This window comes from Cellulosimicrobium sp. GQ32, assembly GCF_059758455.1.
On record NZ_JCAXEP010000017.1, the window covers coordinates 1 to 24,138 of the forward strand.

Consider the following 24,138-nt stretch of genomic DNA (forward strand, 5'->3'; position numbering starts at 1 on the left):
GAGAGTGTAGACAGGCATGGTTCCTCAGGTTCCTTCCGTCGGTATGCAGCCACGCTAGGACCTCGACCACGGTTGAGGTCAAGGTGGGCGCACTGTGATCTTGCAGGTCGGACGGACCGTTCCGCTCGGCGAGCGGTCCCGCGACGGGGGCGCGACGATGGCGGGATGGGGACCGTCACGGACTACCTGGCCGGCGTCGACGAGCCGGACCGCGCGACGCTCGCGCGCGTCGTCGAGGTCGCGCGCGACGTCGTCCCCGGCGCCACGGAGGGCACGAGCTACGGCATGCCCGCGCTGCTCTACCGCGGCAAGGCGCTGCTCAGCGCCATGGCCTCGGCGAAGCACCTCGCGGTCTACCCGTTCAGCCCGGCCGCCGTGACCGCCGTCGACGCGCGGATCGACGGCTTCTCGCGCGCCAAGGGGACCGTCCGGTTCTCGAGCGACCACCCGCTGCCCGACGACGTCGTCCGCGACCTCGTCGCGGCCCGCGTCGCGGAGATCGACGCGCAGCTCGACCGCTGAGGACGTCGTCGGCGGGCGACCTGCCGGTCGACCGGTGGCGCGCGGTGGGGCACGAATCCGCTGGGCCGAGCAGGCGCCGTCGGGCACGATGGACGGATGCCCGACGACGCCCGCCCCGGCCTGCGCGTGACGACCACCCTGGTCGTCCCCGACGCGGAGCTGTCGTGGCGGTTCTCGCGCGCGTCCGGGCCGGGCGGCCAGGGCGTCAACACGACCGACTCGCGCGTCGAGCTCTCGTGGGACGTCGCGCGGTCGGCGGTGCTCACGGAGTCCCAGCGCGCACGGGTGCTGGACCGTCTGGGCCGGCGGGTCGTGGACGGCGTCGTCACGGTCGTGGCGTCCGAGCACCGGGAGCAGCGGCGCAACCGGGAGGCCGCGCGGACGCGGCTCGCCGCCCTGCTGGCCGACGCCGTCGCCCCGCCCGGGCCGCCGCGCCGCGCGACCCGGCCCACACGCGGGTCGGTCGAGCGCCGGATCGGCGCCAAGAAGCGGCGCACCGAGGTCAAGCGCCTGCGCCGCCCGCCGCAGGACTGAGCCGAGCACGACGTCACCCGCCGTCGAGCACGACCTGACGGACGGAAAGGGCCGGAGAACGACCTCCATGTCGTGTTCGGCGGGAGGGCGGGGGGCCGGGAGCCCGGTGGGTCAGAGGCGGCGTGCGAGGTGCGGGTAGTCCACCACCAGGCCGTCGGCGTCGACGGTGAGGTCTGCCGTGAAGTCGCGCGTGGCGCTCGTGTACGTGACGACCCCCTGCCCGGTCGTGGGGTCGAGCGGCTCGCGCGCGGCGTAGACCTGGTCGCTGCGCAGGACTGCCAGGGACGGCAGGTCGACCCACGCCATGACCAGGCGCGTCTCGCCCGACGGCGGGCGGTCGCCGAGCAGCCCGAGGCGCAGGATCGGCATCGTGTTGGTGACCGGGCACAGCGCGACGTCGCAGTCGAGCGCGCCGTCGAGCGAGGCCGGGTCGGCGATCCCCGGCGCGGCGAGGCCCGACGGCGGCGTCCCCGACTCGCGCACGTCGGCGCGCCACGCGCCGTCGGGCGTCCGGACGAGGTCGAGGTGGCGCGACCACCCGAGCCCGCGCACGGAGACGTCGAGGTGCTCGGTCACCCAGCCGGGACCGGTGCGCAGCGCCCACGCGGTCGCGTACGAGTTCGCGCGCGACGTGCCGAGCGCCGCCAGCCGGTCGTCGCGCACGGTGACGGTCGCGGCCTCCAGGCGGTCCGGGTCGTCGTCCCAGCCGGTCCACGCGACGTGCCTCGTCGATGCGCTCACGCGCGCCAGTCTCGGCCGAAAAGGCGGTGCCCGCGCGGCGAGGGCGTGGCAGGGTCGCGCCCATGACCTCTCGCATCTCCCACACCACGTTCGACGCGCGCGACTCCTACGCGCAGTCCGTCTTCTGGGCCCAGGTCCTCGGGTACACCGACGTGCCGGGCGACCCCAACCTCCCCGGCCACGAGGAGTGCATGATCATCCCGCCGGCCGACGCCGCGACGCCCGTCGAGAGCAGGGGGCACGTCCTGTTCGTCGAGGTGCCCGACGACAAGGAGCTGAAGAACCGCGTCCACCTCGACCTGCGGCCCACGGACCGCACGCGCGAGGAGGAGGTCGAGCGCGTGCTCGCGCTCGGCGCGACGCAGGTCGCGGACCGGCGCACGCCCGACGGCGGGGGCTGGGTCGTGCTCGCCGACCCGGAGGGCAACGAGTTCTGCATCCTGCGCAGCGACGCCGAGCTCGCAGCGGCGGCCGCCCGCTAGGTGTTGGGTCATGACGTTGGTGACGCGGGGCTGGGCGTGAGGAAAGGGTAGGCCTGGATGGACGCCTGCGCTTGATCGAGCGCTGCCAGAGTCGTCCGATCGCTCACGTCGCTGCTGAAGCGGACATCTCGCGCGCTTGCCTGTCGACGTGGAAGCACCGCTATGACCGGCTCGGGGAGGCGGGCCTGCATGACCGGGCGAGCGTCCCGCACCGGTCCCCGACCCAGCTCCCGGACGACGTCGTGGACCGGATCGAGTTCCTCAGCCATGACTCAGCCTGGCACGTTGCGCGGTTGGTGGACGTGAGAACCCGGAACGGCTTGACTTGAGAGTTGGTGGGCGCCACGACTCCTCCGGCGCCCTCACCCCCCACGAGACCACCGTGCATCCGAACGTAGCCGGACACAGCGGCAACACGCAGCCGCGACCTCGACGACGGTCCGCGGCCGCTCTCGAATCCAGTGCAACCAGCTGCACCGTTCGTCGGCGTCGCGCGGTGGACGGCGTCAGGTCGCTCTGGAGGGTCCCGCGGCGCTCAGGCTCGATAGGGACGCAGGAGCTGGGTGAACGCTGTCTCCACGGAGTGGACGAGGTGCCCGTCGCGGTGGATGGCCCAGCGGATCATCGCCCCGTGGTAGGTGATCTCGATGAGTTCGGCCAGGCCGTCGAGGTCGACGTCGGGCTTGAGCTCTGCGTTCGCCGCTGCTTCGCGCAGCCGCTCGAGGATCTTGGCCCGCAGTCGCACCGCACCGTCCTTCGTGGACGCGTGGAACTCGCTGTCCGCCAGGCCGATCTGGAGTAGAGACACCGAGTTGGCCATCTCCTCGCCCGTCATCCTGGGATCCACCGTGTACATGATCCCGGCGACGAGCCGGCCCAGAGCCGATCTCGTCTCTGGCACGGCGTCCATGCCGGCGACCCAGCGCTCGACTGCCCATCGGTCGGCGGCGAGCAGGAGCGCACGCTTCGACCCGAACCGTTGCACCAGCGTCGAGGGCGACAACCCCGTCTGCTTCCCGGCCGCTGCGAGCGTGAAGCGCTCGGGGCCGATCCTCTGCACGAGGTGGAGGACCTCGACCAGGATCGCCTCGTCGCTGATGACCTTGGGCCGGGGCATCAGCGGGTGGGGAACCGATAGACGGACTGCACGGCGCCCTGGTCGGTCGCGTGCGACGCGACCAGCTGCGCCTGCACCGTGCCTGCGAGGCGGCCGAAGAGCGGGATGCCGCCCCCGAGCAGCACGGGAACCCGGGTTACCGTCAGGTCCGAGAGGCGCCCGGCCGCCAGGAACGCCTGCACCGTGCGCCCCCCGTCGGCGTAGGCGCGCTCGATGCCCGCCTCTTCGAGGCTCGCCTGCAGGGCAGGGATGTCGCGGTGGACCTGTACGGGCGAGCGACCCATGTCGGGCCGTACCCCTGGAGCGAGCATGGAGGACAGGACGTGGATGGGCATGCCCCGGTAGTAGTCCGGAGCAGACTCGAGCATCACCTCGTAGGTGCCGCGCCCCATCGCCAGCGCCTGGACCGAGCCGAAGAAGTCCTCGTAGCCCGTGTTGTCGAAGGACGTCAGCCAGTCGAGCTCGCCGTTCGGTCCGGCGATGTACCCGTCGAGACTGCAACCGAGGAATGCGTGGAACGTCGTCATGGGTGCGATAATAACTGCACGTGCGTTTACATACACCGGCGGCGCAGCGCGACAGACGGCGCCTCAGCCCCACAGGTCCGTGCCCACTGTCATGCAACGGTCCGGGCCCCGGTGCGGCGCACCCACCGACGTTGCCACGGCGTCTCGACGGCTCGAGCCCGGAAGTGGGCGCGGACCCAGGCCACGGCGTCGTCCGGGCAGACGCCGCCCCAGACGGCGAGGAGCGCGATCGCCGTACCGGTCCGACCGTTCCCGCCGCTGCACGCGATCTCGACACGCTCGTCCGTGGCCCGCTCGTACGCCTCTCGCAGCACCGCAACAGCGTCCGGCGTGGACTGCGGCAGAGCGAAGTCCGGCCACCGAACCCAGCGCGATTCCCACGCCGTTGCCGGCGGCGGCGTCCCGGTGAGGTAGACGCCGAGCTCCGGCATGTCACCCGGCCCAGTCGTCCCGAACCGGATCCCGCGACCTCGCACCCGTCGCCCGTCCGGCAGCTCGACGACCCCGTCGCCGTTCTTCCACGTTCCCATGCGCTCCTCCCCACCGACAGGTATGCCGACGCGGTGCGCGATCGGCACGCCGAGTGCCTGCGCCCACGCGCGAGCAGCGGCGGCGCACGACTCGGACGACGTACGCGATCCCGAGCAGGCCGACGACGACGCCCTTCTGGTCTGTCCAGATCGAGGCCTCGGTCTGGTGCTTCCGCGCGCCGAGACTGCAGCGGAACAGACGAGCGCGGTGTCCAAGACGCTGCTGCCGCACGCCGTCAGGAGAAGGACGCGCCCGGCGGCCACACCCCTCGACGCCGGCCGGCACCAGCTGCTGACCTGGTACTGCTAGACCGCCCCGCCGCGCCAGGACCCCTCGTCTCCCTCTCCAGGACTCAAGGACCCTCGTGACACTGCAGGGGCACGTCTCAGCCCGCCGCCTGCTTCACCAGTGCGGCGAGCCGCTCCCATGCCTTCTCGCTCACGTCCGTCAGGGCGTACGACGTGGCCCACAGTCCGCTCGGGTCGTCGAGCTTGGCTGCGGCGTTGAACCCGAACGTGGAGTAGCGCTCGCCGTCCGCCTGACCGCTGCGGAAGAAGCAGACGACCTTGCCGTCACGGGCGTAAGCGGGCTGGCCGTAGTACAGCTTCGGGGCCAGGCCCGGGGCCACGTGCGCGACGATCTCATGGACCCGCTCAGCCTGTGCGCGGTCCGGCTCGGGCATCTCGGCGATCTTCGCCAGCACGTCAGCCTCGTCACGTGCCGCCTTGGCCGTGCTGCGGCCTCGCTTGGCCTGGGTCCTGAGTTCCGCAGCGCGGTCCTTCATCGCGGCTCGCTCCTGGGCGGAAAACCCCTCTCCCGTCACGTCCGTCGCCATGTGGTCGCTCCTCTCGTCGGGCCGTGCATGGGGCCGTGTCATGTCGCACTGCGACGCTAGGGACTCTCGCGGCAGCGCTGCTTCTCGATTCCTGACCAGTCCGCCAATCAGCGTAGCCAGACAGATCACCTGGTCAGGAATCGAGAAGCACGGCCCGAGAAGCCGGCCGTAGCGTTCCGGGCATGGACATCAACATCCACACTGCGTTCCTACTCCCCCCGACGCCGAGGCCGCCCTCAGTTCTCTGCCGCGACGCTCTGGGGTTCGAGGGCCGCCCGGACGTCGGCTACGCGGACATGCGCTAGCGGTCGGTGATCCGGATCCAGCCGCGCTGGGCGGCCCGCGCCCCGGCCTCGAACCGGCTCGTCGCGCCGAGGCGCCCCATGAGCCCGGCTGCGTGACGTCGGACCGTCCGCGGCGACACCCCGAGCCGCGCCGCGACGGCGGTGTCGGTCTTGCCCTCGGCGAGGAGCCGCAGCAGCGTGTCCTCGCTCGGGGCGAGCGCGTCGTCGGCCGCCCGCGCCCGGTCCCACTCGGACTCGGCGAGGGCCCGCAGCGCGAGGACGGCGTCCCGGTCGGTCACGGCCCGCGTGCGGTCCGGCCGGGCGACGAGGACGACCGTGTCGTCGAGGGCGACGAGCGACAGGGGCAGCGCGGGGGCCACCCGGTGCTCGACGGCCGGACCGGCGCCCGGCACGTCGCCGGGGGTACCGGAGCGGCGGTCGGCTGCGGGTGGCGGCGCGTCGAGCGGACCGTCGGCGAGAGTGTCGTCCTCGGGCGGAACGTCGTCGGTCGGCCCGACGCGAGGCGGCCCTGCCGGCTCGACCGTCACGACCCGCACGCGCGCCTCGCGGCGGGTCTGCTCGTGCACCCGCGCCCACAGGGGGTCCGGGTCGTGACTGCTGCCGTCGTCGAGCACGAGGACGTCGCGCGCTCGACGCAGCGCGACGGCCCGCGCGGAGCGCCTGGCGCCGAGGACCGGGTCTCGCTCCGACGACGTCACGCGGTGTGACTCTAGTCGACCCCCGCGCGGCGCTCCCGGGCCGTCCCGGCGGGCGGACCGATGTGACGAACGCGGAGATGAGCGGGCATTTGTCCTCTTCCGGACACGTCGGATTTGTTTACACCGCGTCCGTCCGCTGCCAGGCTTCCCCCGGACCGCCGGGTCGGGCTTCGTCCTGCCCGGCGTCCTCCGCGCCGGGACGGTCCCGGCGCCGGTGACGGAGGGGGCCCCATGGGCGCGCAGCCCGACGACCTGACCCTCGTGGACCTCGTCCACGAGCACGCACGCGAGCGGCCGGACCACGCGGCCGTCGTCGTCGTGCCGGAGGTGGGGGAGCGGCGCACGCTGACCTACGCCGAGCTCGACGCGCAGGCGGCGGCGCTCGCGGCCGTCCTCGCCGCGCGGCACGAGCCGGGCGACCGGGCACTGGTCCTCTACTCGGCGACCGCGTCGTTCGTCGTCGGGATCGTGGCCTGCTTCTACGCGGGCCTGATCCCCGTCCCGTCCCCGCTCCCGGGCGGGCAGGCGTACCAGCGCGAGCGCGTGCGCGGCATGCTCGTCGACTGCGACGCCGCCGTCGTGCTCGTCGACCCGACGGCCGCGACCGAGACGACGGAGTGGGCCGAGCCGCTGCGACGCGCCGACGGCGGCCCCGTCGTCGTGACCGTGGTCGACGGCGCCACGGACGGCCCGGCCCGGCGCGGCCGCCCGGGCCCGCAGGACGCCGCGTTCCTCCAGTACACCTCCGGGTCCACGAGCAGCCCCAAGGGCGTCGTCGTCTCGCACGCGAACGTCCTGCACCACCATGACGCCTTCTCGACGACCCTCGGCCTCGTCCCGGAGGACGTCTTCTGCAGCTGGCTGCCGGGGTACCACGACTTCGGCCTCGTCGGGATGCTGCTCGTCCCCCTGGGCCTCGGCGCGACGGCCGTCATCGTCCCCTCGACGGCGTTCCTCAAGCGCCCCGTCCGCTGGCTCTCCGCGATCACCGAGACCGGGGCGACCGTCACGGCGTCGCCGAACTTCGGCTACGACCAGTGCGCTCGGCGCGTGCGCGACGACCAGCTCGCCGAGCTCGACCTCACCCGCCTGCGCTGGGCGCTCGGCGGTGCCGAGCCGGTGGACCCGGCCGTCCTGGACGCCTTCACGCGCCGGTTCGAGCCCGTCGGGTTCCGCGGGTCGGCCCACGGACCGGGGTACGGCCTCGCGGAGGCGACGCTGACCGCCACGTACCCGGACCGCCGGCTCCCGCTCGTCGTCACCGCGGACGAGGCGGCGCTCGCCGACGGCCGCCTGGTCGTGCTCGAGGAGGCGTCGTTCCTGACCGCGCTCCCGGACGCCGCCGCGCAGGGTCGGGGCAGCGTCCCGGGCGCGCGGCTCGTGTGCTGCGGCCTGCCGAGCGGGGTGGAGCTGCGCCTCGTCGACGACCAGGGCACCGAGGTGCCTGACGGCACGGTCGGGGAGGTCTGGCTGCGCGGCGGCACCGTCGCAGCAGGGTACTGGGGCGACGCGGCGGCGGGCGCGACGGCCGAGACGTTCGGCGCCGTCGCCGCCGACGGCACCGGCCCGTGGCTGCGGACCGGGGACCTCGGCGCGCTGCACGGCGGCCAGCTCGTCGTCACCGGGCGCATCAAGGAGCTCCTGATCGTCGCGGGGCGCAACCTGTACCCCTACGACCTCGAGCGCGAGCTGCGCCGCCTGCACCCCGGCGCCGAGGGCCGTCCGGGCGCGGTCTTCGAGGCGGAGGGCCTGCCGGGCACGCTGTGCGCGGTCCAGGAGTTCCGGCCGACGCCGGGCGCACGGCTCGACGGCGCGAGCGCCGAGGACGAGCTCGACGCCGTCGTGCGCCAGATGGCCTCCCACCTGGCCTCCGTCTCGGGCGCCGCGGTGCACGACGTCGTCCTCGTGCGTCCCGGCCAGGTGCCGCGGACCACGAGCGGCAAGATCCAGCGCGGTCGGGCGCGCGACCTGCACGGCCGGGGTGACCTCGCCGAGCTCCACTCCCTGCGCGCGTCCCGGGACCGCGCGCGCACCGAGCTCGCAGGGACCCGCTCATGACCGCACCGCTGCCCGACGCTCTCGACGACCTCGTGCTGCGCCACGTCGCCGCCGCCCTGGGGGTCGCCCCGGCCGACGTCGACCCGACGGGCGACCTCGCCGGGCTCGGCCTCGGCTCGGTCCAGGTGCTGGCCCTGCTGGGCGACCTGGAGGACGCGCTGGGCGTCGACCTGGACCCGGAGGCCGTCGTCGACAACCCGACGCCCCGCGCGCTCGCCGAGCACCTGCGCAGCGTCGTGGACGTCCCCGGGACCGCGGCATGACGACCCTCGTCGACGTCGGCGCGCACGTCCCCGCGACGCGCGTGCCCATCCGCGACCTCGCGGACGAGCTGGGCCTCGACCACCTCGAGCTCGGCGTGTTCGAGCGCTTCTTCGGGCTCCGTGAGGTGTGCACGGCGCCGGACGAGAGCCTCACCGACCTGCTCGTCGCCGCGGCGCGCGCCGTGCCCGGCCTCGCCGGCAACGAGCACCGCGTCCGGTACGTGCTGGGCGCACGGACCATCGCGACGGTCGCCCCGGTCGGGGTCAACCCCCTGCACGACGCCGCGGACCGCCTCGGGCTGGACCACGCGGTCGTGTGGACCCTCACCCAGCACGCGTGCGCGTCCGCGCTGCTCGCCGTGGACGTCGCGGGGCGCCTGCTGGCCGCCGACGGCGACCCCGACGCGCTCGCCCTCGTCCTCACCGGCGAGAAGGCGTTCAGCCCCGGGTCCCGCCTCATCGAGGGCACGACGATCATGGGCGAGGGCACGGCGGCCGTCCTCGTGGCGGCGGACACCACCGGTGGGGTCGCGGCACGGGCGGGCAGCCCGGTGCTGTCCTACGCGACGCGCACCTTGGGCGAGTACCACCAGGTCCCGCTCCCGGAGGACCTGGCCGGGCCGTTCGGCGTCGCGTACACCGAGGTGCTCGCGGAGGTCGTCGTCGAGGCCGTCGAGCGCGCGGGTCTCGTGCTGGACGACCTCGCGCTCGTCCTGCCGCACAACGTGAACCGCGTGTCGTGGCGACGCCTGTGCTCGCGCCTCGGGCTGCCGATCGCGCGCGTCCGGCTCGACGACGTGCCCGTGACCGGCCACTGCTTCGGGGCCGACTCGTTCATCGGCTACGCGGCCGCGCGCGCCGAGGGTCGGCTGCGCCCCGGCGACCCGTTCCTCATGGTGGCGGTCGGGCTGGGTGCCACGTTCTCCGCCATGGTCCTGCGCTACGCGCCCCACGAGACGGAGGAGCCCGCATGACGGTCGAGCAGGTGGCGGAGGCCGCCGCCCCGGACGCTGCCCCGGATGCCCTGAAGGCGGACGGCGCCGAGCCGTTCCTCGCGCGGACCAAGCGCGCGCTCGCGGGTACGCCCGACGCGCCGCTGGTGCTGCTCGGGAACTTCGAGGTCGAGGACGCGTGGGCGGTCGGGGAGGTCGGCCTGCCCTCGGTCGGGGGCGCGTCGGCGACGGCCGCGCTCGTCAACCGCATGGACGAGCTCGCACTCCTCCTCGCGGGCCCGGACGACCACGTCGTGCTCAAGGCCGAGCCCGACCCGGACCACCTCGCCCACCTGGACGCGCTCGGCGTCGGGCTCCCGACCGTGCACGTCGCCGAGTCGAGCGACCCGCTGCGCACCGTCACGCACGACGCGCTCGACTCGCCCGTGCTGCTCGCGCACCTGCGCGACCTGGCGGCAGACGGCGTGCGCCTCCTCGCGCACGGGACGTCGTCGGCGGAGGAGGACCTCGCCGTCGCGACCGGGCTGCGCTCGATGCTCACCGACGCCGCGACGACCAAGGCCGTCAACAGCAAGGTCTACAGCCGCGGGCTGTGCGACGAGCTCGGGATCGAGCAGGCCCGCGGCTGGGCGTGCCGCACCGTCGAGGACTTCGAGCGTGCGTGCGCCGAGGCGGCCCGGCTCGTCGCGGACGGCGCGACCGTGGGCGTCAAGGACGCGTACGGGGTCTCCGGCAAGGGGATCCTCGTCGTGGACGACCCGCGCCGCCTCGACCAGCTCGTGCGCATGGTCACGCGCCGGGCCGCCCGCTCGGGCGACGACCGCCTCGCCGTCGTGGTGGAGGTCTGGGCGGACAAGGCGACCGACCTCAACTACCACTTCACGGTCGCGCAGGACGGCTCGGTCACGTTCGACTTCGTCAAGGAGGCGATCACCGAGGGCGGGGTCCACAAGGGCCACCGCATCCCGTCGCGCCTGCCCGCCGAGCAGGTCGACGCGCTGGCCGCGCTGTCGGGCCGGCTCGGCGCGCGCCTCGCCGCCGACGGCTTCCACGGCCTCGTCGGCGTCGACGCGCTCGTGCGGACGGACGGCTCGCTGCTGCCGGTGCTGGAGATCAACGCGCGCAGCAACATGTCCACGTACACCGTCCCCCTCCAGGAGCGGTTCCAGCCGGAGGGATGGGTCGCGCTCGCGCGGCAGTACCCGCTCGTGCTCGACGTCCCGCTGTCGTTCGCGGCGCTCCACGACGTCCTCGGCGACCTGCTCCCCGGCGCGGCCGGGCAGGCGGGCCTCGTCGTCCAGGGGACGGGCACGGTCAACGCGGGCGCGTCGTCCCCGACCCCGGGCGGCACGTTCGCCGGCCGGCTCCACGGCCTGCTCGTCGCACCCGACGAGGACGCGCTCACCCGCCTCGACCGCGCCGTGACGGAGCGGCTGACGGATCGGCTCGCCCCGCGCACGGCAGCGCGGGCCGCCGCGACCCCGACCGAAGGAGACCCCCGATGACCACGACGCCCACGCGGCCGACGCCCGGGAGCGCGGACCTCGCCGCGGTCGCGGAGGAGTTCGGCACGCCCGTGTACGTGTACGACGGCGACGTGCTCGCCGCGAACTACCGCGCCCTGCGCGAGCGGCTGCACCCCGCGCTGGGGATCTTCTACTCGCTCAAGGCGAACCCGAACGTCAGCATCTGCGGGCTGCTGCACTCGCTGGGCGCGAACGCCGAGGTGTCGTCGCTCACCGAGCTGCGCACCGCGCTCGCGGCGGGGGTCGAGCCGCAGGACGTGCTGTTCCTCGGACCGGGCAAGAGCCGGGACGAGCTCGTGGCGTGCCTCAACTCGGGCGTGCGCGCGATCATCGTCGAGTCGCTCCCGGAGCTGGCGCTGGTGGACGAGCTCGCTCGCGCGACCGGGCGGCCCGCGCGCGTCGTGCTGCGCGTCAACCCGTCGTTCTCCGTCAAGGGCTCCGGGCTGACGATGGGGGGCAAGCCGCGCCAGTTCGGCATCGACGAGCAGCAGCTCCTCGACGCGCCGGACCTGTGCGCCGGGCTGACGACGGCCCGCGTCGTCGGGGTCCAGGTGTACATGGGCACCCGCATCCTCGACGAGGGCACGATCGTCGAGAACACGACGCGCATCTTCGGGCTCGCGGAGCGCCTCGCGGACCGGCTCGGGTTCCCGCTCGAGCTCGTCGACGTCGGCGGGGGCCTGGGCGTGGCGTACTTCGAGCGCGAGCGGGACCTCGACGTCGAGGTCCTCACCGCGGCGCTCAACCCCGTGGTCGAGGCGTTCGTGCAGCGGCACCCCGCGACGGACCTCGTCATGGAGCTCGGCCGCTACCTCGTGGCGCTGTGCGGCACGTACGTCGCCCGCGTGCGCTACGTCAAGGAGTCGATGGGCGAGCGGTTCGCCGTCGCCGACGGCGGCACCAACCACCACATGGCCGCGGTGGGCATCGGGTCGTTCGTCAAGCGCAACTTCCCGATGCGCAAGGTGGGACCGGCGACCGGCGCCGAGGACGTGCCGTGGAACGTCACCGGCCCGCTGTGCACGCCCAACGACACGATCGGCAAGGCCGTCCCGCTCCCGGCGGACCTCGCGGCCGGCGACCTCGTCGCCGTGGACCGGTCCGGCGCGTACGGCGCGACCGCGTCGCCCGTGCACTTCCTCAGCCACGGCTACCCCGCGGAGGTGCTGACGCTGGGCGACGAGTCGTTCCTCGTGCGGCACGCGGACACGCCCGACGACCTCCTGTCCCGCCAGGTCTTCCACGACCTCGGCGCGCGCGTCGCCCCGGCCGAGGCCGTCGCCGCACCCTGACCCGCCGGCCGTCCCGGCCGGCACCAGCCACCCGCTCCCGCGGGCGCCCGACCCACACCCCGGAGGAACATCGTGAGCACCAGCACGAACACCGAGTCCCAGGAGGCCCTCGGCCGCGAGCGCGTCGTCGGCGCGGTCGTCGAGGCGCTGTCGAGCGTCCTCGGGCGCCCGCTGCCCGACGTCACGGACGGGACCCGCCTGTTCGACGACCTCGACCTCGACTCGACGAGCGTGCTCGGCCTGCTCATGGCCCTCGAGGACTCGCTCGACATGGAGGTCGACCCGGAGTCGCTCGAGCAGCACCACCTCGAGAGCGTGGGCTCGCTGACGGACTTCGTCGTCGAGCACTCGACCCGGAACTGACGTGACGCTCGGGGGCGGGAGCAGCGCGGCATCCTGGGCGACGCCCGGCGGCGCCGTCCTGCGGGTGCGGGGCGTCGTGGACGTCCCGGTCGACGACCTCGTCCCCGTCGGGGACGGCACGCGACGGTCGGTCGCCGAGGACCTGCGGTACGTGTACGGGGAGGACCAGCCGACCGACTGGCTGGAGACCGGCCCGGGCCGGGACTACCCGACGATGATCCGCGCGGCGCGGTCCGCGCTCGCGGGCCGCGGCCTGCTCGACGACGTGCGCCTCGTCGTCCTCGTCGTCACCACCCCCGACCTCCAGCACGAGCGCCTGCTCGGCGGGTTCGTCGCCGACCTGTTCGACGACCGGCCGTACACGTTCTGCGTGACCGAGCAGGGGCTGGCCGGACCGTTCACCGCGCTGCGCCTCGCGCACGAGGAGCTCGCGCACGGCGGCCCGCAGGGTGTCGGGCTCGGGGGAGACGCCCTCGTCCTCGTCCTGGAGCAGTGCACGCTGCCCCCGACGACGACGCGCGCCCCCGCGCGGGACCGCGTCGTCGCGCTCGTCGTCGGGCACGACGGCGCGGGGCGGCCGGTCGAGGCGCTGTCGGTCGTGCGTGCGCCTCGCGGGCCCCGTCCGGTTGCCGCGGCGCACGACGTCGCCCCGGAGGCGGGGCGTGCGGCGTCGCCCGGCGCCCGGCGCGTCGTCCTCGGCGTCGACGTCGACGCGGGCGAGGTCCCCGACGCCGACGGTGGCGTCGTCCTGCACGCCGACCCGGGCGCGGCGGCGACGGGCGTCTGGGAGGTCCTCGCCGCGTGCGACGACGTCCCGCACGCGCCGGTCGTCCTGCACGAGCGGTGCCTCGAGCTGGGCTACCGCTGCTCGCTCGTCCTCGGCCCACGCGCTGTCGCGGCGACCTCCCCGGGCGCCGACGACCTGTCCCGAGAGGCGGTGCTCGCATGAGCACGGACGTCGTCGCCCCCGCCCCCGTCGGCGCCGGCGCGGTGCTGCCCGAGGAGGGCGGCGCGGAGGTCCGCGTGGACGGCCCCGCCGACCTCCGCACCGTCGCGCGCGAGCTCGGCGCGGTCGCGGCGCTCACCGCCCTCGGGGGTCTGCTGCCCGTCGCGGCGCTGCCGGGCGAGTGCGTCCTGCTGCCCGACGACGTCCCGCCGCCTGACGGGTGGGCGCGGGTCGGTGAGGTGGCGTCGGACGTCGGCACGCTGCTCGTGTGGCGGGCGCCCCGCGCCGCCGTGGCACCCGGGTCGGCCGCGCGTGCCGCCGAGGTACCCGGAGCTGTCGCACTCGCCGCCCGCGCGGGCGCCGCGACCGGCGCGGCCGACGCCGCCTGGCGCGTCGGGGTCGCGTGGGTCCGGACCGGGCTGTGCGAGCGTCTGGCCGACCGGGCCGTCGAGCGGCTGCGCGGCCGGACGGTCGGCGGCACGGCGACGGTGAACCTGCCGCCCGTCCGTCTCGTCCTCGCCGACGCGGCGCTCGCCCACCTCGAGGCGCAGTCGCTCCTGGGCGGGGTCGCCTCGCGGGACGAGGCCCCGGCTGCCGGATCGCCGGATCGACGCCCCGTGGTCTCCGGGTCCTCGCTCGCGCGCGTCACGGCGGTCCTCGACCGCTCGTCGCGCGCCGTCCACAACCTGTTCGGCGCGTCGGGGTACGTCGACGGCGACGCCGCGCGGCTCGCGCGCACGATCGACCTGCTCGGCCACGCGAGCGGGACGCTGCCGACCGGTACCGCCGGCGGCCGGGAGGGGCGGGACGCATGACCACGGTCGACCTCGTCGCGCTGCGCGACCACCTGCGGCCCGTCGGCGTGGCGCTCCGCGAGCACGCCCTCGCGATCGACGCCGACCCCGCCGCGCTCCAGGTGCTCCTGGACTCCGGTGCCCTGCCGTACCGGCAGCTCGGCGGGTTCCCGCCCGGCTACCTCGACGACCCGCTGCGCGTGCGGGGCGTCCCGGTGCACGTGCGCACGTGCGTGGAGCGCGTCGTCGTCGCCGAGGCGCTCGCGTGGGGCGACGCGTCCGTCGTCGTCGGGGCGCCCGGGCCGTCCATGTCCGGGGTCGTCGTGGACGACCTCGCGGACGACGAGCAGCGCGACCGCTTCTACCGTCGCGTGGCGCAGCCGGGCACGTGGACGTTCTTCGGCCTCACCGAGCCCGACCGCGGCTCGGACGCCGCGGCGCTGGAGACGGCGGTCGTCGAGGCCGACGGCGCTCCCGTGCTGCGCGGCCACAAGAAGTACGTGGGCAACGTCGCGCGCGCGAGCCTCGGCGTCGTGTTCGCGCGGCACCGCCCGGGCCCGCTGGGCGTCGGTGTCTACCTCGTCGACACCGACCGGCCGGGGTTCGACGCCGCGCCGCTCGTGACGACCGGGATGCGCGCGGTGCAGCTCGGCGAGGTGCGGCTGCACGACGTGCCCCTGCTCGCGCAGGACACGCTCGGGCGGCACCTGTCGCCGTCGCGCCGCGGCCTCCTCGGGGCGGTGCGCACCTTCAACCGGCTGCGCCCCGTCGTCGCGTCGCTCGCGGTGGGCGTCACGCAGGCGGCGCTCGACTACGTGCGCGCCGAGCGGTCGTCGTTCGCCGCCGACGAGCGGTGGCGCCTGGAGACGTTCGACGACCGGCTCCACGCCGCGCGCGCCCTCGTGAACCAGGCGGCGCGCGCCGCCGACGCGGACGCGGCGGACGGGACGCTGCCCGCGGCGGCCAAGGCCACCGCGCTCGACCTCGCGGAGGAGGTCACGCACACGGTGCCCGCGCTGCTCGGCCCCGGCGCGCGGTGGGAGCACCCGTACCTCGACAAGCTGGTCCGCGACGTGCCCGGCCTGGAGATGATGGAGGGCACGCGGACCGTCCAGCGGCTCACCCTCGCGCAGGGCTGGTTGCAGGGCAGGGCACGGCATGCCGAGCTCGTCTAGGGAGGCGGCCGCGACCCCGGTCGCGACCGCCTCGCCGCGACCGGAGGCGCTGCCCGTGCCGCCGCCACCGGCCGCGGGGCCGACGGTCGGGGCGCTGCGGCGCCGGGTCGTGCGCCTCGCCGCCCCGATCTGCGCGGCGCTCGTCGTGGGGGCGCTCGCGCAGCTCGTCGTCGCGGCGCTGCTGGGCCACATGGGCGACGACGCGCTCTACGTCCGGTCGCTCTTCGTCCCCGTGACGTTCCTCGTGCTCGCGGTCCAGGAGGGCCTCGACGTCTCGACGCAGGTCGGCTTCGCGCGCCTGCACGGGTCGCGGGCCCGGGCCACGGGCGACGACGCAGCGGACGACGACGGCGCGACGGCTGTGCCGACGTCGGTGACCACCGCGCTGCTCGGGCGGTTCGTGGGCTGGGGCGCAGCGGTGCTGGGCGGGGTCGCGCTGCTCGTGGTCCTCGCCGCGCCGGCGCTCGCCGACGTGCTGTCCGTGCCCGCGCCGCTCGTCGCGGAGTTCGTCGCGTTCGCGCGCTGGACCGTGGTCGCGAGCGTGCTGTCCGTCCCGACGGCGGTCGCGGCCGCCGCGCTGCGCGGGTGGGCGCGCACCGGGGCGTCGGCGACCGTGGCGCTGCTCGTCGCGGGGCTCCAGGTGCTCGTCGTGTGGCTCGTCGGGCTCGTGGGCGGGTTCGGCGCGCTCGCGGTCCCGGTCGCGATCACGGGCTCCACGCTCGTCGGCGCGGCCGTCGCCTGGGCGCTCCTCGTGCGGGCCCGGCTCCTTCCGCGGCCGGGCCACGTCCCCGGGCTGCGCCGACTGCTCGCCCTGCGCCACCACCCCGCGCCGCAGCGGGTGGCCGCGTGGTGGCGCCGGGTGCTCCGGGCGCTGCCCGCCGGCTCGTGGACGACGCCGACCCCGTCCCCACCCTCCACGACGCCGCCCCCGCCCCCACACTCCACGGCGCCGGCCCCGGTCGCGGCACCGTCCGCCCCGGCGGGTGCTGCGCCGTCCGGCCCGCTCTCCGTCCCGCCGGCCGCCGAGCCGACGACGTCGGACGCGCCGCCCGAGGGCGCGCGGGTCGAGCGGGTGGACGTGCGCGGGCTGCTCCTCGGTGTCGGCCTGCCGGTCGGTCTGTCCTACCTCCTGCTCACCGTGACGAACCTCGTCATGGTGTGGGTCCTCGGGCCGTCGGGCACGGACGTCGTCGCGGGGTTCGGCGGTGCCGCGACGGTCCAGACGCTCGTGATCGTGCCGGCCATCGGGCTCGCCGCGGCGGTGAGCATCGTCATGAACCAGCAGTGGGGCGCGGGCGAGCTCGACCTGCTGCCGCGCACGCTCCGCGCGGGCACGGTCGTCGTCGCCGGCGTGTACGTGGTGGTGGGGGCGCTCGTCCTCCTGACCGCGCCGGTCGTCGCGGGACAGCTCGCCGCGGACCCGGACGTCGCCGCGCAGGCGGCGCTCTACCTGCGCGTCGTCGGGCCGTCGTACGCCGGCGTCGGGCTCGTGCTCTTCCTCCTGACCCTGCTCGAGCAGCTCGGGTACGGGCGCGTCGCCGTGACGCTCAACGTGCTCTACCACGCGGTCTCGCTCGGCGTCGGCGGCATCCTCGCCCGTGCGGGCGGCGGTCCCACCGCGCTGTACACGACGATCGCCGTGACGAACGTCGTCGGGCTGGTCGTGATGCTCCCCGTCGCGGTGCGCCTCGTCCGACGGCGGGCCACCGACGTGCCGGCCGAGACGGCTGGTTCGGCCGCGGAGGTCGCGCCGTGACCGCGCGGGGGACGACGCCGCCGGTCCAGGATGCTCCGGCCCGTACCGCCCCGGCCCGCGACGTGCCGGTCCGCGACGTGTCCGTCCGCGGCGTGCCGGGAACGGGCGCGGTCCGGCGGACGGCGGCCGGCCCGGGCTCGGACGCCCCCGAGCCCGTGCTCAGCGTCGTCGTCATGCACCACCCGGCGCGGGGCGACGTCTCGGACCTGGTCGCGGCGTGCGCGCCGCTCGACGTGCGGGTCGTCGAGGACCCCGAGCCCGACGGCCCGCCCAGCCCGTTGCGCACCGCCAAGCGCGCCTGGGCCGCCGTCGCGCCGGGCGCGACGCACCACCTCGTGCTCCAGGACGACGTCACCCCGGTCCCGGGGTTCGCCGAGCTCGTCCTGCGGGCCGTGCGGGCCCGGGACCGGCACGCCGTCGCGCTCTACTCGAACTGGAACAGCCCGCGCAACGCCTACCTCGTGCGCGCGGCGGCCGCCGCCGGACAGGCGTGGGCGCCGCTCGGCCACGACGAGTGGGTGCCCACGCTCGGCCTCGTCCTCCCCGCGGACGGCGCGCTGCGCCTCGCCGCCCACCTCGCGACCCTGCCCGACGACGAGCGCGACGACGACGAGGCCGTCGTGACGTTCTGCGCGCGCGAGGGGTACCCCGTCGTCGCGACGCTGCCGCACCTGCTGGAGCACGGCGACGGCCCGAGCCTCGCGGGCAACGACGCGCACGGGGCCCGGCACGCGACCGTCCCGGCGGGCGACGCCGTCGACCCGGACGCGTGGGACCGGCCCGGCCTCGACCGCGAGCCGTCGCGCTCGCCGGCGACCCTCCGGCCGGTCGCGGTCACGCTCGAGCGCTCGCGCTGCACGCTGCGCGTGCTCCGTCCGAACGTCGGCGAACCGCTCGAGCACCCGTTCGGCTGGGGCTGGGACGCGTGGTCGTGGTGGCTCGGCGTCGACCCGGCGACCGTCGCGCACGACGTGTCGCTGCTCGTCGCGGGCGCGTCCGCGGAGCTCGGCCGGGTCTCGCGCGACGCGCTCGTCGAGCTCGGCGCCGCGTGCTGGCTGCTGGGTCACGACGTCGCCCGCACGGCCTGGCCGCCGCCCGCCGGCCCCGACGCCTCGGTGCACCGGGCCGCTGCCGTCCGGACGTGGGTGCTCTCCGGCCTCCTCCCCGCCGACCGCCCGGAGCACGCGGTCGACGAGCTCGTCGCCTTCGCCCTCGACGCGCTGCGCGCGGGCGAGACGCAGATCGGCACCCCGCCGAACCCGGGGTTACGTGCGGATTCGACGCCGGGGTCGCCCGCAACCCCGGGTTCGGCACCGGTCGTCGGGGGCGCGCTCGCCGCCGCGTGGCTCCTCGGGGAGCGCGACGCCGAGGTCGTGTGCCGGGCGGCGGGTCCCGCGGTGCCGGTGCGCGTCGTCGTGCACGACTGCTCGGCGTGCGGCGCGCGCGCCGAGGACGCGGTGCGTCGCCACAGCGCCCAGGTCGACCTCGACGGCGCCGCCGAGCACACAGCCGACGGGCCAGACGGCCGCGCCGTCGTCGAGGTCCTCGCGTGCGAGCACGTCGAGACGCGTGGGCTTCTCGGCGTCGAGCCCGGCGGGCGTTACGTCTCGCGGGGGCTGTGGGCGGCGCGCAGGACGGCGGCCGCACCTCCGCGCGCGACGACGGGCGGGCCGCACGAGGCCCCGGCGCACCTGGCCGACGTTCCGGCCCGCACCGCGGCGGACCTCCTGGTGGCGCTCGCGAGCGCCGGCACCGCGCACGTGCTCCCGGTCGTGACGCGCGCGGACGGGGACGCGCCGGGCCGGCCGAGCCCGGCCGCGCTGGGCGTGCAGCACGCGGCGGGACCCGTGCAGCGGTACGCGGACGTCCACGCCGCGGCGCGGCTCGCGCGGGCGGAGACGCTGCTGTGAACGCGACCCCGACCACCCCGTCGGACCGTGCCCCGTCGGACCGTGCGTCGGCGGGCGCGTGGGCATGGCGTGGCGCGGCCCTGCTGCTCGATCTCGACGGGACGCTCGTCGACTCGTCCGCCGCGATCGAGCGGCACACGCTCGCATGGGCAGCCCGGCTCGGGCTCGACGGCGACGCGGTGGTCACGGCGTCGCACGGGCGTCGCGACGTCGAGGTGGTCCGCCTCGTGGCGCCGGACGCCGACGTCGCGCGCGAGGTCGAATGGCTGCACCGCATCTCGTGCGACGACACCGAGGGCGTCGTGGCCGTGCCGGGCGCGGCGGTCCTCCTGGACGGCCTGGACCCGCGGGCCTGGACGGTGGTGACCTCGGCGGCGCGCGAGGTCGCGCTCGCGCGCCTGACGGCCGCCGGCCTGCCCGTGCCGACGCGGTTCGTCTGCGCGGAGGACGTGGCGCGCGGCAAGCCCGACCCGGAGGGGTTCCTCGCGGGGGCGCGGCTGCTCGGCGTCGACCCGCGCCACTGCCTCGTCCTGGAGGACTCCGCCGCGGGAGTTGCTGCGGGCCGGGACGCGACGGCGACCGTGCTCGCCGTCGGCCCGGACGACCTCCCCGGAGCGCACCACCGCGTCGCGGACCTGCGCCCGGTCGTCGTCCGCGCGGTCGACGGCCAGGTGGAGGTCGTGGTGACGGCGCGGGACGGAGGTGCTCTCGAGGTTCCGGCCGAGGCCCCGTCCGCAGAGTCGTTCGACCGGCTCGGCGACGCCCTGCCGGAGCAGGTCGCGTGAGCGCGGTCGACCCGGAGCCGGAGGTCGAGCTGTGGTTCGTCGACACGACCCCGCCCCCCGCCGAGCACGACATGAGTGTCGTTCTGGGCTCCATTCCGACAGCAAGGTCGTGCTCGACGGCGGGTGACGCCGTGCTCGGCGCCGACGTGCTGGACGCGGCGGAGCGCGACCGTGCCCGCCGCTTCGCGTCGCCGGCCGACGCCGCGCGGTACGTGCGCGCCCACGTCGCCGCGCGCGAGATCCTCGCGGCGCGCACGAGCCTGCCGCCCGCGCGCGTGCGCTGGGAGGTGGGCGCGCACGGGAAGCCGGGTCCCGTCGTCGGGCAGCGGTGGAACCTCAGCCGCAGCGGCGACCACGCGCTCGTCGCGCTCGCCCAGACGGACGTGGGCGTCGACGTGCAGGTGCGCGACCCGCGCGTGGACGTCCACCGCCTCGCCGCACGGTTCCTCGCGCCGGCGGACGCGCGGTCGGACGCGGACGGGGACCTGTGGCGGCGGTTCTCGCGGCTGGAGGCGTGCGCCAAGGCGGTCGGGGGGCGCCTGCTCGACGTGCTCGGGCTCGACGTCCGGGCGCCCGGGATCGTGCGGGCCGACGACGGCCCGTGGCGTGGGCAGGAGTGGTGGGTGAGCGACGTGGCGGCACCCGCCGGCGCCGTCGCGGCCTGCGCGACGCCGGGGCCGCGGCCGCACGCGCTCCGCACCCGGGTCTGGGGCGTGGAACGGCCGTCGCCCACGGCGCGGTTCGGCGGGGGAGGTGCGCGGTGAGGGTCGTGCACCAGCTCGAGGTCGGCGGGCGCGCGGGCGAGGAGCCCGCGACGTGGGGCCAGACCGCGATCCGGCGCGCGCTCGCCGCGCTCGAGCCGCTGGACCACCAGTTCAACCTCGTGTGGGGCGGCCCGCTCGACGTGCCGGTGCCGACCGAGGCCGCGACCGCCGTCGTGCGCGCGCTCGTCGAGCGGCACGACTCGCTGCGGACGCGGATCCACCCGCGCGGCGACGGGTTCGTCCAGGAGCTCTGCGGCTCCGGGACGGTCGAGGTCGTCGAGGAGCGGGTCGCCGACGTCGGTGAGGTCGCGGCGTGCGGCGCGCGGCTCCGCGACGAGCTCTGGAGCCGCGCGTTCGCCTACCCCACCGAGCTGCCGGTGCGGGCAGGTCTCGTGACGGTGGACGGCGCGGTGCACCACACGACGCTCGTCGTCGCGCACACCGCGCTCGACGGTTGGGGGCTCCCCGTCCTCGACGCCGACCTCACGGCGCTCGCGGCGGGCGGCGCGCTGCCGGACCCCGGGGCGTGGACGCCGCTCGACGAGGCGGCCTGGCAGAGGTCGGACGAGGGGCGACGGCACGACGCCGCCGCGCGCGCCCGCACCCTGCGGACCATGCGCGCCGCCCCGGCGCAGGTCTTCGCGCCGCGCGCCGCCGAGGCGCCCGACGGCACGCCGCGGTACCGACAGACGGTCCTGCGTTCGCGACGTCTGGGGCCGGCGGCCGAGCGCGTGGCCGCGCGCTGGCGGACGAGCGCGTCCGGCGTCCTGCTCGCGGCGTCGTGCCGGGCGCTCGCCCGCGCCGCGGGCCGTGACGACCTCGCGCTCCAGGTCATGGTGAGCAACCGCTTCCGCCGGGAGCTCGCGGAGGCGGTCGTGACGACGGCGATGGAGGGCCTGCTGCACGTCGACGGCCTCGACGCGCCGTTCGACGAGGTGGGCACGCGGGTCTGGCGCGCGGCGATGACGGCGTACCGGTCGGCGTACTACGACAAGGACCGGCTCCAGGCCGAGGCCGCGGCCGACCCGTCGACCGCCCACGACGGCACGTGCTGGTACAACGACCGCCGCGGCACCGGTCCCGACCGGACGCTGCGCGCCCGCCCCTCGCGGTCGCGCCGGCTCGCGCGCGCCGACGCGTCCGACGAGCAGGGCGGCGTCACCCTCACGCTGCACCTCGTCGACGCCCCGGGCGGGGGCATCGACGTCGTCCTCACCGCCGACACGACGCGCCTGGACGACGCGACCGCGGAGCGAGTCGTGCGCGACCTCGAGCGCTGCGTGCTCGACGCATCACGCGCGGGGAGCCCCGGCGGGACGGTCACGCACCGGTAGGTGCCGTGCCCTCCGTCGGGACCAGCGAGCGGACGACGAGCGACTGGGCGAGCGTCCCGAACGGCCCGTCCTCGTCGTGCAGCGTCGCGTGCGTGACGCCCGTGCCAGACGCCCCGAACACGACGGTGGTGTCGAGGCCGACCCAGCCGCCCAGCGGGGCCCGGAACAGGTGAGCGGTGAGGTCGACGTTGGGGAACGCGACCTCCCGCGGGTCCGCGCGCACGGCCATGCCGTTGGCGGCGTCGAGCAGGCCGGCGGTGCGCGGGAGCGGCCCCACCTCCTCGTCGGCGACGAGCGGGACGTCGGTGCGCACCCAGACCGTCGCGCGCCCCGGCTCGACCGCGGTGCGGCGGACCTCGACGGAGTCGATGAAGCCGCCGGGCCAGACGGTCGCGGGGTCCCAGGGCGGCGTCCGGTCGGGGCCGGGCACGGGTGCCGGCGTGCCGCCGGCGAGGTCGGTGGTGTCGCCCGCCCGCGCGAGCCACGCCCGGAGCGAGACGGCGCAGCGGCCCGCGCACCAGAGCGTCGCCTCGACGAGCTCCACGCCCCGCCCGGGGCGGAGCACCTGGACTCGCGTCTGGACGTCGCCGATCGGGAAGACGCCCCAGATGTCGTAGGCGAGGCGCGAGACGGCGAGGTCGTGGCGCGCTCGGGCGACGCGGTCGGTCTCGACGACGTGCGCGAGCAGCCCGAGCGCGGGCGCGACGTGCTGCTCGTCGGTGCGCCACGCGCCGCCCACGTGCGGGCTCGCGCGGAACGTCGTCGCGCCGGTGCGGAAGAAGTACGCCATCGTGCTCCTCGGTACGGGTGGTCGCTCGGCTCTGCGAGCGGGGACCCCACGAGTGTGCCCCGTGCGGCGGCGTCCGGTGCCCGGGGGCGGCACCGACGCCTCCGTCGCCGTGCGGGCCCTCGCGGGCGCCTGAGGGACGGGCTGCAGCCGGACGTCAGGGAGCGCCGAGCGCGGCACGAGCGGCACGCGCGACGGCGGCCGCGAGGCGGTCGAGCGACGTGGAGTGCAGGCGCCACTGCTGCCAGTGCTGCGGCACGTCCGTCGCTCGGGCGTCGTCGAAGCCCACGAGGCGCCCCGCGCGCTCGGCTCGGGCGCTCTGGAGGTCGGGGAGCATGCCCCAGCCCATGCCGAGCTCGATCGCGCGGCGGAACTCGTTCGACGCGGGGACGTGATGGCGGGGCGGGTCGATCGCCGCCTCCGCCGCTGTCCCTGCTCCTGTCCCTGCTGCACGCTGCGCGCGCAGCCTCAGGTAGCGCTCCTGGAGGTCGTCCTTGCGGTCGAACGCGAGGACGGGCGCGCGGGAGAGCGCGACGACGGTCGGGCCGTCCGGGAACCAGCGCGCGACGAACGCGGGGCTCGCCATGGGGCGGTAGCGCATGTGGCCGAGCAGGGTCGAGCGGCAGCCCGGGACGGGCTCGGCGACCGAGGTCACCGCCGCGACCGCCGTCCCGTCGCGCAGGAGGCCGATGGAGTGCTCCTCGTCCTCGCGCAGCACCTCGAGCCGGGCCCACCCCGACGCCTCGACGAGCGCGGGCAGCGCCCAGGTGGTCAGGGCGTCGCCGGAGACCACGAGCGTGACCTCGGGCAACGGCGCGGCGGCGTCCTCCGCCGGGTCGGGTGCGGTCCGCTCCGCGGCCCCGATCCCCAGCTCCGCGAGCACGTCCGCCTGCTGGAGCGCGAGGTGGCGCGCGTGCCGGACGAGCACCCGGCCCGGGGGCGTGAGCTCGGCGGGCTTCCCGCGTCGGACGAGCACCTGGCCCACGGCCGACTCGAGCGCGCGCACGCGCTGGCTCACGGCGGACGGGGTGACCCCGAGCCGGTGCGCGGCGGCCTCGAACGTCCCGGCGGCGGCGATCGTGGCGAGCGTGCGGAGCTGGTCGGGCTGAAGGTCCACCATGAAGCAGATCTTAGGGAAGT

At 76.0% G+C, this 24,138-nt stretch carries 25 protein-coding genes and 1 pseudogene; 18 read left to right on the forward strand and 8 right to left on the reverse strand.

The window, feature by feature from the left end; translation table 11 throughout:
• The first annotated feature begins 165 nt into the window (after positions 1–165).
• Positions 166–522 (forward strand): iron chaperone, encoded by a 357-nt coding sequence (locus AC6CH9_RS19755; protein ID WP_498156419.1) that lies wholly within the window; start codon positions 166–168, stop codon positions 520–522.
• Between the two features lie 96 nt (positions 523–618).
• Positions 619–1,056, forward strand: coding sequence for an alternative ribosome rescue aminoacyl-tRNA hydrolase ArfB (arfB, locus tag AC6CH9_RS19760; protein WP_498156420.1), 438 nt, complete (start codon positions 619–621; stop codon positions 1,054–1,056).
• Between the two features lie 111 nt (positions 1,057–1,167).
• Here the strand turns inward: arfB and AC6CH9_RS19765 are convergent, their stop codons facing one another.
• Positions 1,168–1,797, reverse strand: coding sequence for a putative glycolipid-binding domain-containing protein (locus AC6CH9_RS19765; RefSeq protein WP_498156421.1), 630 nt, complete (start codon positions 1,795–1,797; stop codon positions 1,168–1,170).
• Between the two features lie 62 nt (positions 1,798–1,859).
• Here AC6CH9_RS19765 and AC6CH9_RS19770 point away from each other — a divergent pair, with 62 nt between their 5' ends.
• Positions 1,860–2,279 carry a VOC family protein gene (locus tag AC6CH9_RS19770; RefSeq protein ID WP_047233433.1) on the forward strand — a complete coding sequence of 140 codons (420 nt, stop codon included), beginning with the start codon at positions 1,860–1,862 and terminating at the stop codon, positions 2,277–2,279.
• A gap of 53 nt (positions 2,280–2,332) precedes the next feature.
• Positions 2,333–2,560, forward strand: a pseudogene (locus AC6CH9_RS19775) (helix-turn-helix domain-containing protein); the annotation flags it as partial.
• A gap of 254 nt (positions 2,561–2,814) precedes the next feature.
• Here AC6CH9_RS19775 and AC6CH9_RS19780 read toward each other — a convergent pair.
• The 5 genes from AC6CH9_RS19780 to AC6CH9_RS19800 form a co-directional block, all read right to left on the reverse strand.
• Positions 2,815–3,396 carry a TetR/AcrR family transcriptional regulator gene (locus AC6CH9_RS19780; RefSeq protein ID WP_498156422.1) on the reverse strand — a complete coding sequence of 194 codons (582 nt, stop codon included), beginning with the start codon at positions 3,394–3,396 and terminating at the stop codon, positions 2,815–2,817.
• Positions 3,396–3,923 (reverse strand): dihydrofolate reductase family protein, encoded by a 528-nt coding sequence (locus AC6CH9_RS19785; protein WP_498156423.1) that lies wholly within the window; start codon positions 3,921–3,923, stop codon positions 3,396–3,398. Before AC6CH9_RS19785 ends, AC6CH9_RS19780 begins: the two co-directional genes overlap by 1 nt.
• Before the next feature lie 89 nt (positions 3,924–4,012).
• The gene (locus tag AC6CH9_RS19790; RefSeq protein WP_498156424.1) at positions 4,013–4,453 is read right to left on the reverse strand and encodes a protein-tyrosine phosphatase family protein; all 441 of its coding nucleotides are present in this window, start codon (positions 4,451–4,453) and stop codon (positions 4,013–4,015) included.
• A gap of 386 nt (positions 4,454–4,839) precedes the next feature.
• Positions 4,840–5,289, reverse strand: a complete 450-nt coding sequence (locus tag AC6CH9_RS19795; protein WP_498156425.1) for a DUF1801 domain-containing protein — start codon at positions 5,287–5,289, stop codon at positions 4,840–4,842.
• A 301-nt stretch (positions 5,290–5,590) separates the two neighbouring features.
• A complete protein-coding gene (locus AC6CH9_RS19800; RefSeq protein WP_498156426.1) occupies positions 5,591–6,292 on the reverse strand; it encodes a helix-turn-helix transcriptional regulator in 702 nt (233 codons plus the stop codon).
• Positions 6,293–6,523: 231 nt separating this feature from the next.
• Here AC6CH9_RS19800 and AC6CH9_RS19805 point away from each other — a divergent pair, with 231 nt between their 5' ends.
• From AC6CH9_RS19805 to AC6CH9_RS19870, 14 genes are all read left to right on the forward strand, one after another.
• Positions 6,524–8,350 carry a fatty acyl-AMP ligase gene (locus AC6CH9_RS19805; RefSeq protein ID WP_498156427.1) on the forward strand — a complete coding sequence of 609 codons (1,827 nt, stop codon included), beginning with the start codon at positions 6,524–6,526 and terminating at the stop codon, positions 8,348–8,350.
• Positions 8,347–8,613 carry an acyl carrier protein gene (locus AC6CH9_RS19810; RefSeq protein ID WP_498156428.1) on the forward strand — a complete coding sequence of 89 codons (267 nt, stop codon included), beginning with the start codon at positions 8,347–8,349 and terminating at the stop codon, positions 8,611–8,613. The genes AC6CH9_RS19805 and AC6CH9_RS19810 overlap by 4 nt, the downstream gene beginning before the upstream one ends.
• Entirely contained in the window at positions 8,610–9,587 is a 978-nt protein-coding gene (locus tag AC6CH9_RS19815) for a 3-oxoacyl-[acyl-carrier-protein] synthase III C-terminal domain-containing protein (RefSeq protein WP_498156429.1), read from the forward strand. Before AC6CH9_RS19810 ends, AC6CH9_RS19815 begins: the two co-directional genes overlap by 4 nt.
• Positions 9,584–11,071 (forward strand): preATP grasp domain-containing protein, encoded by a 1,488-nt coding sequence (locus tag AC6CH9_RS19820; protein ID WP_498156430.1) that lies wholly within the window; start codon positions 9,584–9,586, stop codon positions 11,069–11,071. Before AC6CH9_RS19815 ends, AC6CH9_RS19820 begins: the two co-directional genes overlap by 4 nt.
• Positions 11,068–12,384, forward strand: a complete 1,317-nt coding sequence (locus tag AC6CH9_RS19825) for a type III PLP-dependent enzyme (RefSeq protein WP_498156431.1) — start codon at positions 11,068–11,070, stop codon at positions 12,382–12,384. The genes AC6CH9_RS19820 and AC6CH9_RS19825 overlap by 4 nt, the downstream gene beginning before the upstream one ends.
• A gap of 72 nt (positions 12,385–12,456) precedes the next feature.
• Complete coding sequence (locus tag AC6CH9_RS19830) at positions 12,457–12,747, forward strand: acyl carrier protein (protein WP_498156432.1); 291 nt, start codon at positions 12,457–12,459, stop codon at positions 12,745–12,747.
• Position 12,748: 1 nt separating this feature from the next.
• Positions 12,749–13,696 carry a hypothetical protein gene (locus tag AC6CH9_RS19835; protein WP_498156433.1) on the forward strand — a complete coding sequence of 316 codons (948 nt, stop codon included), beginning with the start codon at positions 12,749–12,751 and terminating at the stop codon, positions 13,694–13,696.
• Positions 13,693–14,508 (forward strand): acyl-CoA dehydrogenase family protein, encoded by an 816-nt coding sequence (locus AC6CH9_RS19840; RefSeq protein ID WP_498156434.1) that lies wholly within the window; start codon positions 13,693–13,695, stop codon positions 14,506–14,508. The genes AC6CH9_RS19835 and AC6CH9_RS19840 overlap by 4 nt, the downstream gene beginning before the upstream one ends.
• On the forward strand, positions 14,505–15,662 hold the full coding sequence (locus tag AC6CH9_RS19845) for an acyl-CoA dehydrogenase family protein (RefSeq protein WP_498156435.1): 1,158 nt from the start codon (positions 14,505–14,507) through the stop codon (positions 15,660–15,662). Before AC6CH9_RS19840 ends, AC6CH9_RS19845 begins: the two co-directional genes overlap by 4 nt.
• A complete protein-coding gene (locus AC6CH9_RS19850) occupies positions 15,646–17,418 on the forward strand; it encodes an MATE family efflux transporter (protein WP_498156436.1) in 1,773 nt (590 codons plus the stop codon). The genes AC6CH9_RS19845 and AC6CH9_RS19850 overlap by 17 nt, the downstream gene beginning before the upstream one ends.
• A complete protein-coding gene (locus AC6CH9_RS19855) occupies positions 17,415–19,328 on the forward strand; it encodes a hypothetical protein (RefSeq protein WP_498156437.1) in 1,914 nt (637 codons plus the stop codon). Before AC6CH9_RS19850 ends, AC6CH9_RS19855 begins: the two co-directional genes overlap by 4 nt.
• A complete protein-coding gene (locus tag AC6CH9_RS19860) occupies positions 19,325–20,113 on the forward strand; it encodes an HAD-IA family hydrolase (protein WP_498156438.1) in 789 nt (262 codons plus the stop codon). Before AC6CH9_RS19855 ends, AC6CH9_RS19860 begins: the two co-directional genes overlap by 4 nt.
• Positions 20,110–20,877, forward strand: a complete 768-nt coding sequence (locus tag AC6CH9_RS19865) for a 4'-phosphopantetheinyl transferase family protein (RefSeq protein WP_498156439.1) — start codon at positions 20,110–20,112, stop codon at positions 20,875–20,877. The genes AC6CH9_RS19860 and AC6CH9_RS19865 overlap by 4 nt, the downstream gene beginning before the upstream one ends.
• The gene (locus tag AC6CH9_RS19870) at positions 20,874–22,211 is read left to right on the forward strand and encodes a condensation domain-containing protein (protein ID WP_498156440.1); all 1,338 of its coding nucleotides are present in this window, start codon (positions 20,874–20,876) and stop codon (positions 22,209–22,211) included. The genes AC6CH9_RS19865 and AC6CH9_RS19870 overlap by 4 nt, the downstream gene beginning before the upstream one ends.
• On the opposite strand, the gene AC6CH9_RS19875 is transcribed toward AC6CH9_RS19870, so the two are convergent.
• Positions 22,198–23,001: a thioesterase family protein gene (locus AC6CH9_RS19875; RefSeq protein ID WP_498156441.1), complete on the reverse strand. Its 804-nt coding sequence runs from the start codon at positions 22,999–23,001 to the stop codon at positions 22,198–22,200. The genes AC6CH9_RS19870 and AC6CH9_RS19875 overlap by 14 nt on opposite strands.
• Positions 23,002–23,155: 154 nt before the next feature.
• On the reverse strand, positions 23,156–24,118 hold the full coding sequence (locus AC6CH9_RS19880; RefSeq protein WP_498156442.1) for an ArgP/LysG family DNA-binding transcriptional regulator: 963 nt from the start codon (positions 24,116–24,118) through the stop codon (positions 23,156–23,158).
• Positions 24,119–24,138 lie beyond the last annotated feature (20 nt).

Coding starts and splice junctions, on each gene's coding strand:
- AC6CH9_RS19755 (WP_498156419.1), top strand. CDS start 166: ATGGGGACCGTCACGGACTACCTGGCCGGCGTCGACGAGCCGGACCGC.
- arfB (WP_498156420.1), top strand. CDS start 619: ATGCCCGACGACGCCCGCCCCGGCCTGCGCGTGACGACCACCCTGGTC.
- AC6CH9_RS19770 (WP_047233433.1), top strand. CDS start 1,860: ATGACCTCTCGCATCTCCCACACCACGTTCGACGCGCGCGACTCCTAC.
- AC6CH9_RS19780 (WP_498156422.1), bottom strand. CDS start 3,396: ATGCCCCGGCCCAAGGTCATCAGCGACGAGGCGATCCTGGTCGAGGTC.
- AC6CH9_RS19785 (WP_498156423.1), bottom strand. CDS start 3,923: ATGACGACGTTCCACGCATTCCTCGGTTGCAGTCTCGACGGGTACATC.
- AC6CH9_RS19790 (WP_498156424.1), bottom strand. CDS start 4,453: ATGGGAACGTGGAAGAACGGCGACGGGGTCGTCGAGCTGCCGGACGGG.
- AC6CH9_RS19795 (WP_498156425.1), bottom strand. CDS start 5,289: ATGGCGACGGACGTGACGGGAGAGGGGTTTTCCGCCCAGGAGCGAGCC.
- AC6CH9_RS19805 (WP_498156427.1), top strand. CDS start 6,524: ATGGGCGCGCAGCCCGACGACCTGACCCTCGTGGACCTCGTCCACGAG.
- AC6CH9_RS19810 (WP_498156428.1), top strand. CDS start 8,347: ATGACCGCACCGCTGCCCGACGCTCTCGACGACCTCGTGCTGCGCCAC.
- AC6CH9_RS19815 (WP_498156429.1), top strand. CDS start 8,610: ATGACGACCCTCGTCGACGTCGGCGCGCACGTCCCCGCGACGCGCGTG.
- AC6CH9_RS19820 (WP_498156430.1), top strand. CDS start 9,584: ATGACGGTCGAGCAGGTGGCGGAGGCCGCCGCCCCGGACGCTGCCCCG.
- AC6CH9_RS19825 (WP_498156431.1), top strand. CDS start 11,068: ATGACCACGACGCCCACGCGGCCGACGCCCGGGAGCGCGGACCTCGCC.
- AC6CH9_RS19840 (WP_498156434.1), top strand. CDS start 13,693: ATGAGCACGGACGTCGTCGCCCCCGCCCCCGTCGGCGCCGGCGCGGTG.
- AC6CH9_RS19845 (WP_498156435.1), top strand. CDS start 14,505: ATGACCACGGTCGACCTCGTCGCGCTGCGCGACCACCTGCGGCCCGTC.
- AC6CH9_RS19850 (WP_498156436.1), top strand. CDS start 15,646: ATGCCGAGCTCGTCTAGGGAGGCGGCCGCGACCCCGGTCGCGACCGCC.
- AC6CH9_RS19875 (WP_498156441.1), bottom strand. CDS start 23,001: ATGGCGTACTTCTTCCGCACCGGCGCGACGACGTTCCGCGCGAGCCCG.
- AC6CH9_RS19880 (WP_498156442.1), bottom strand. CDS start 24,118: ATGGTGGACCTTCAGCCCGACCAGCTCCGCACGCTCGCCACGATCGCC.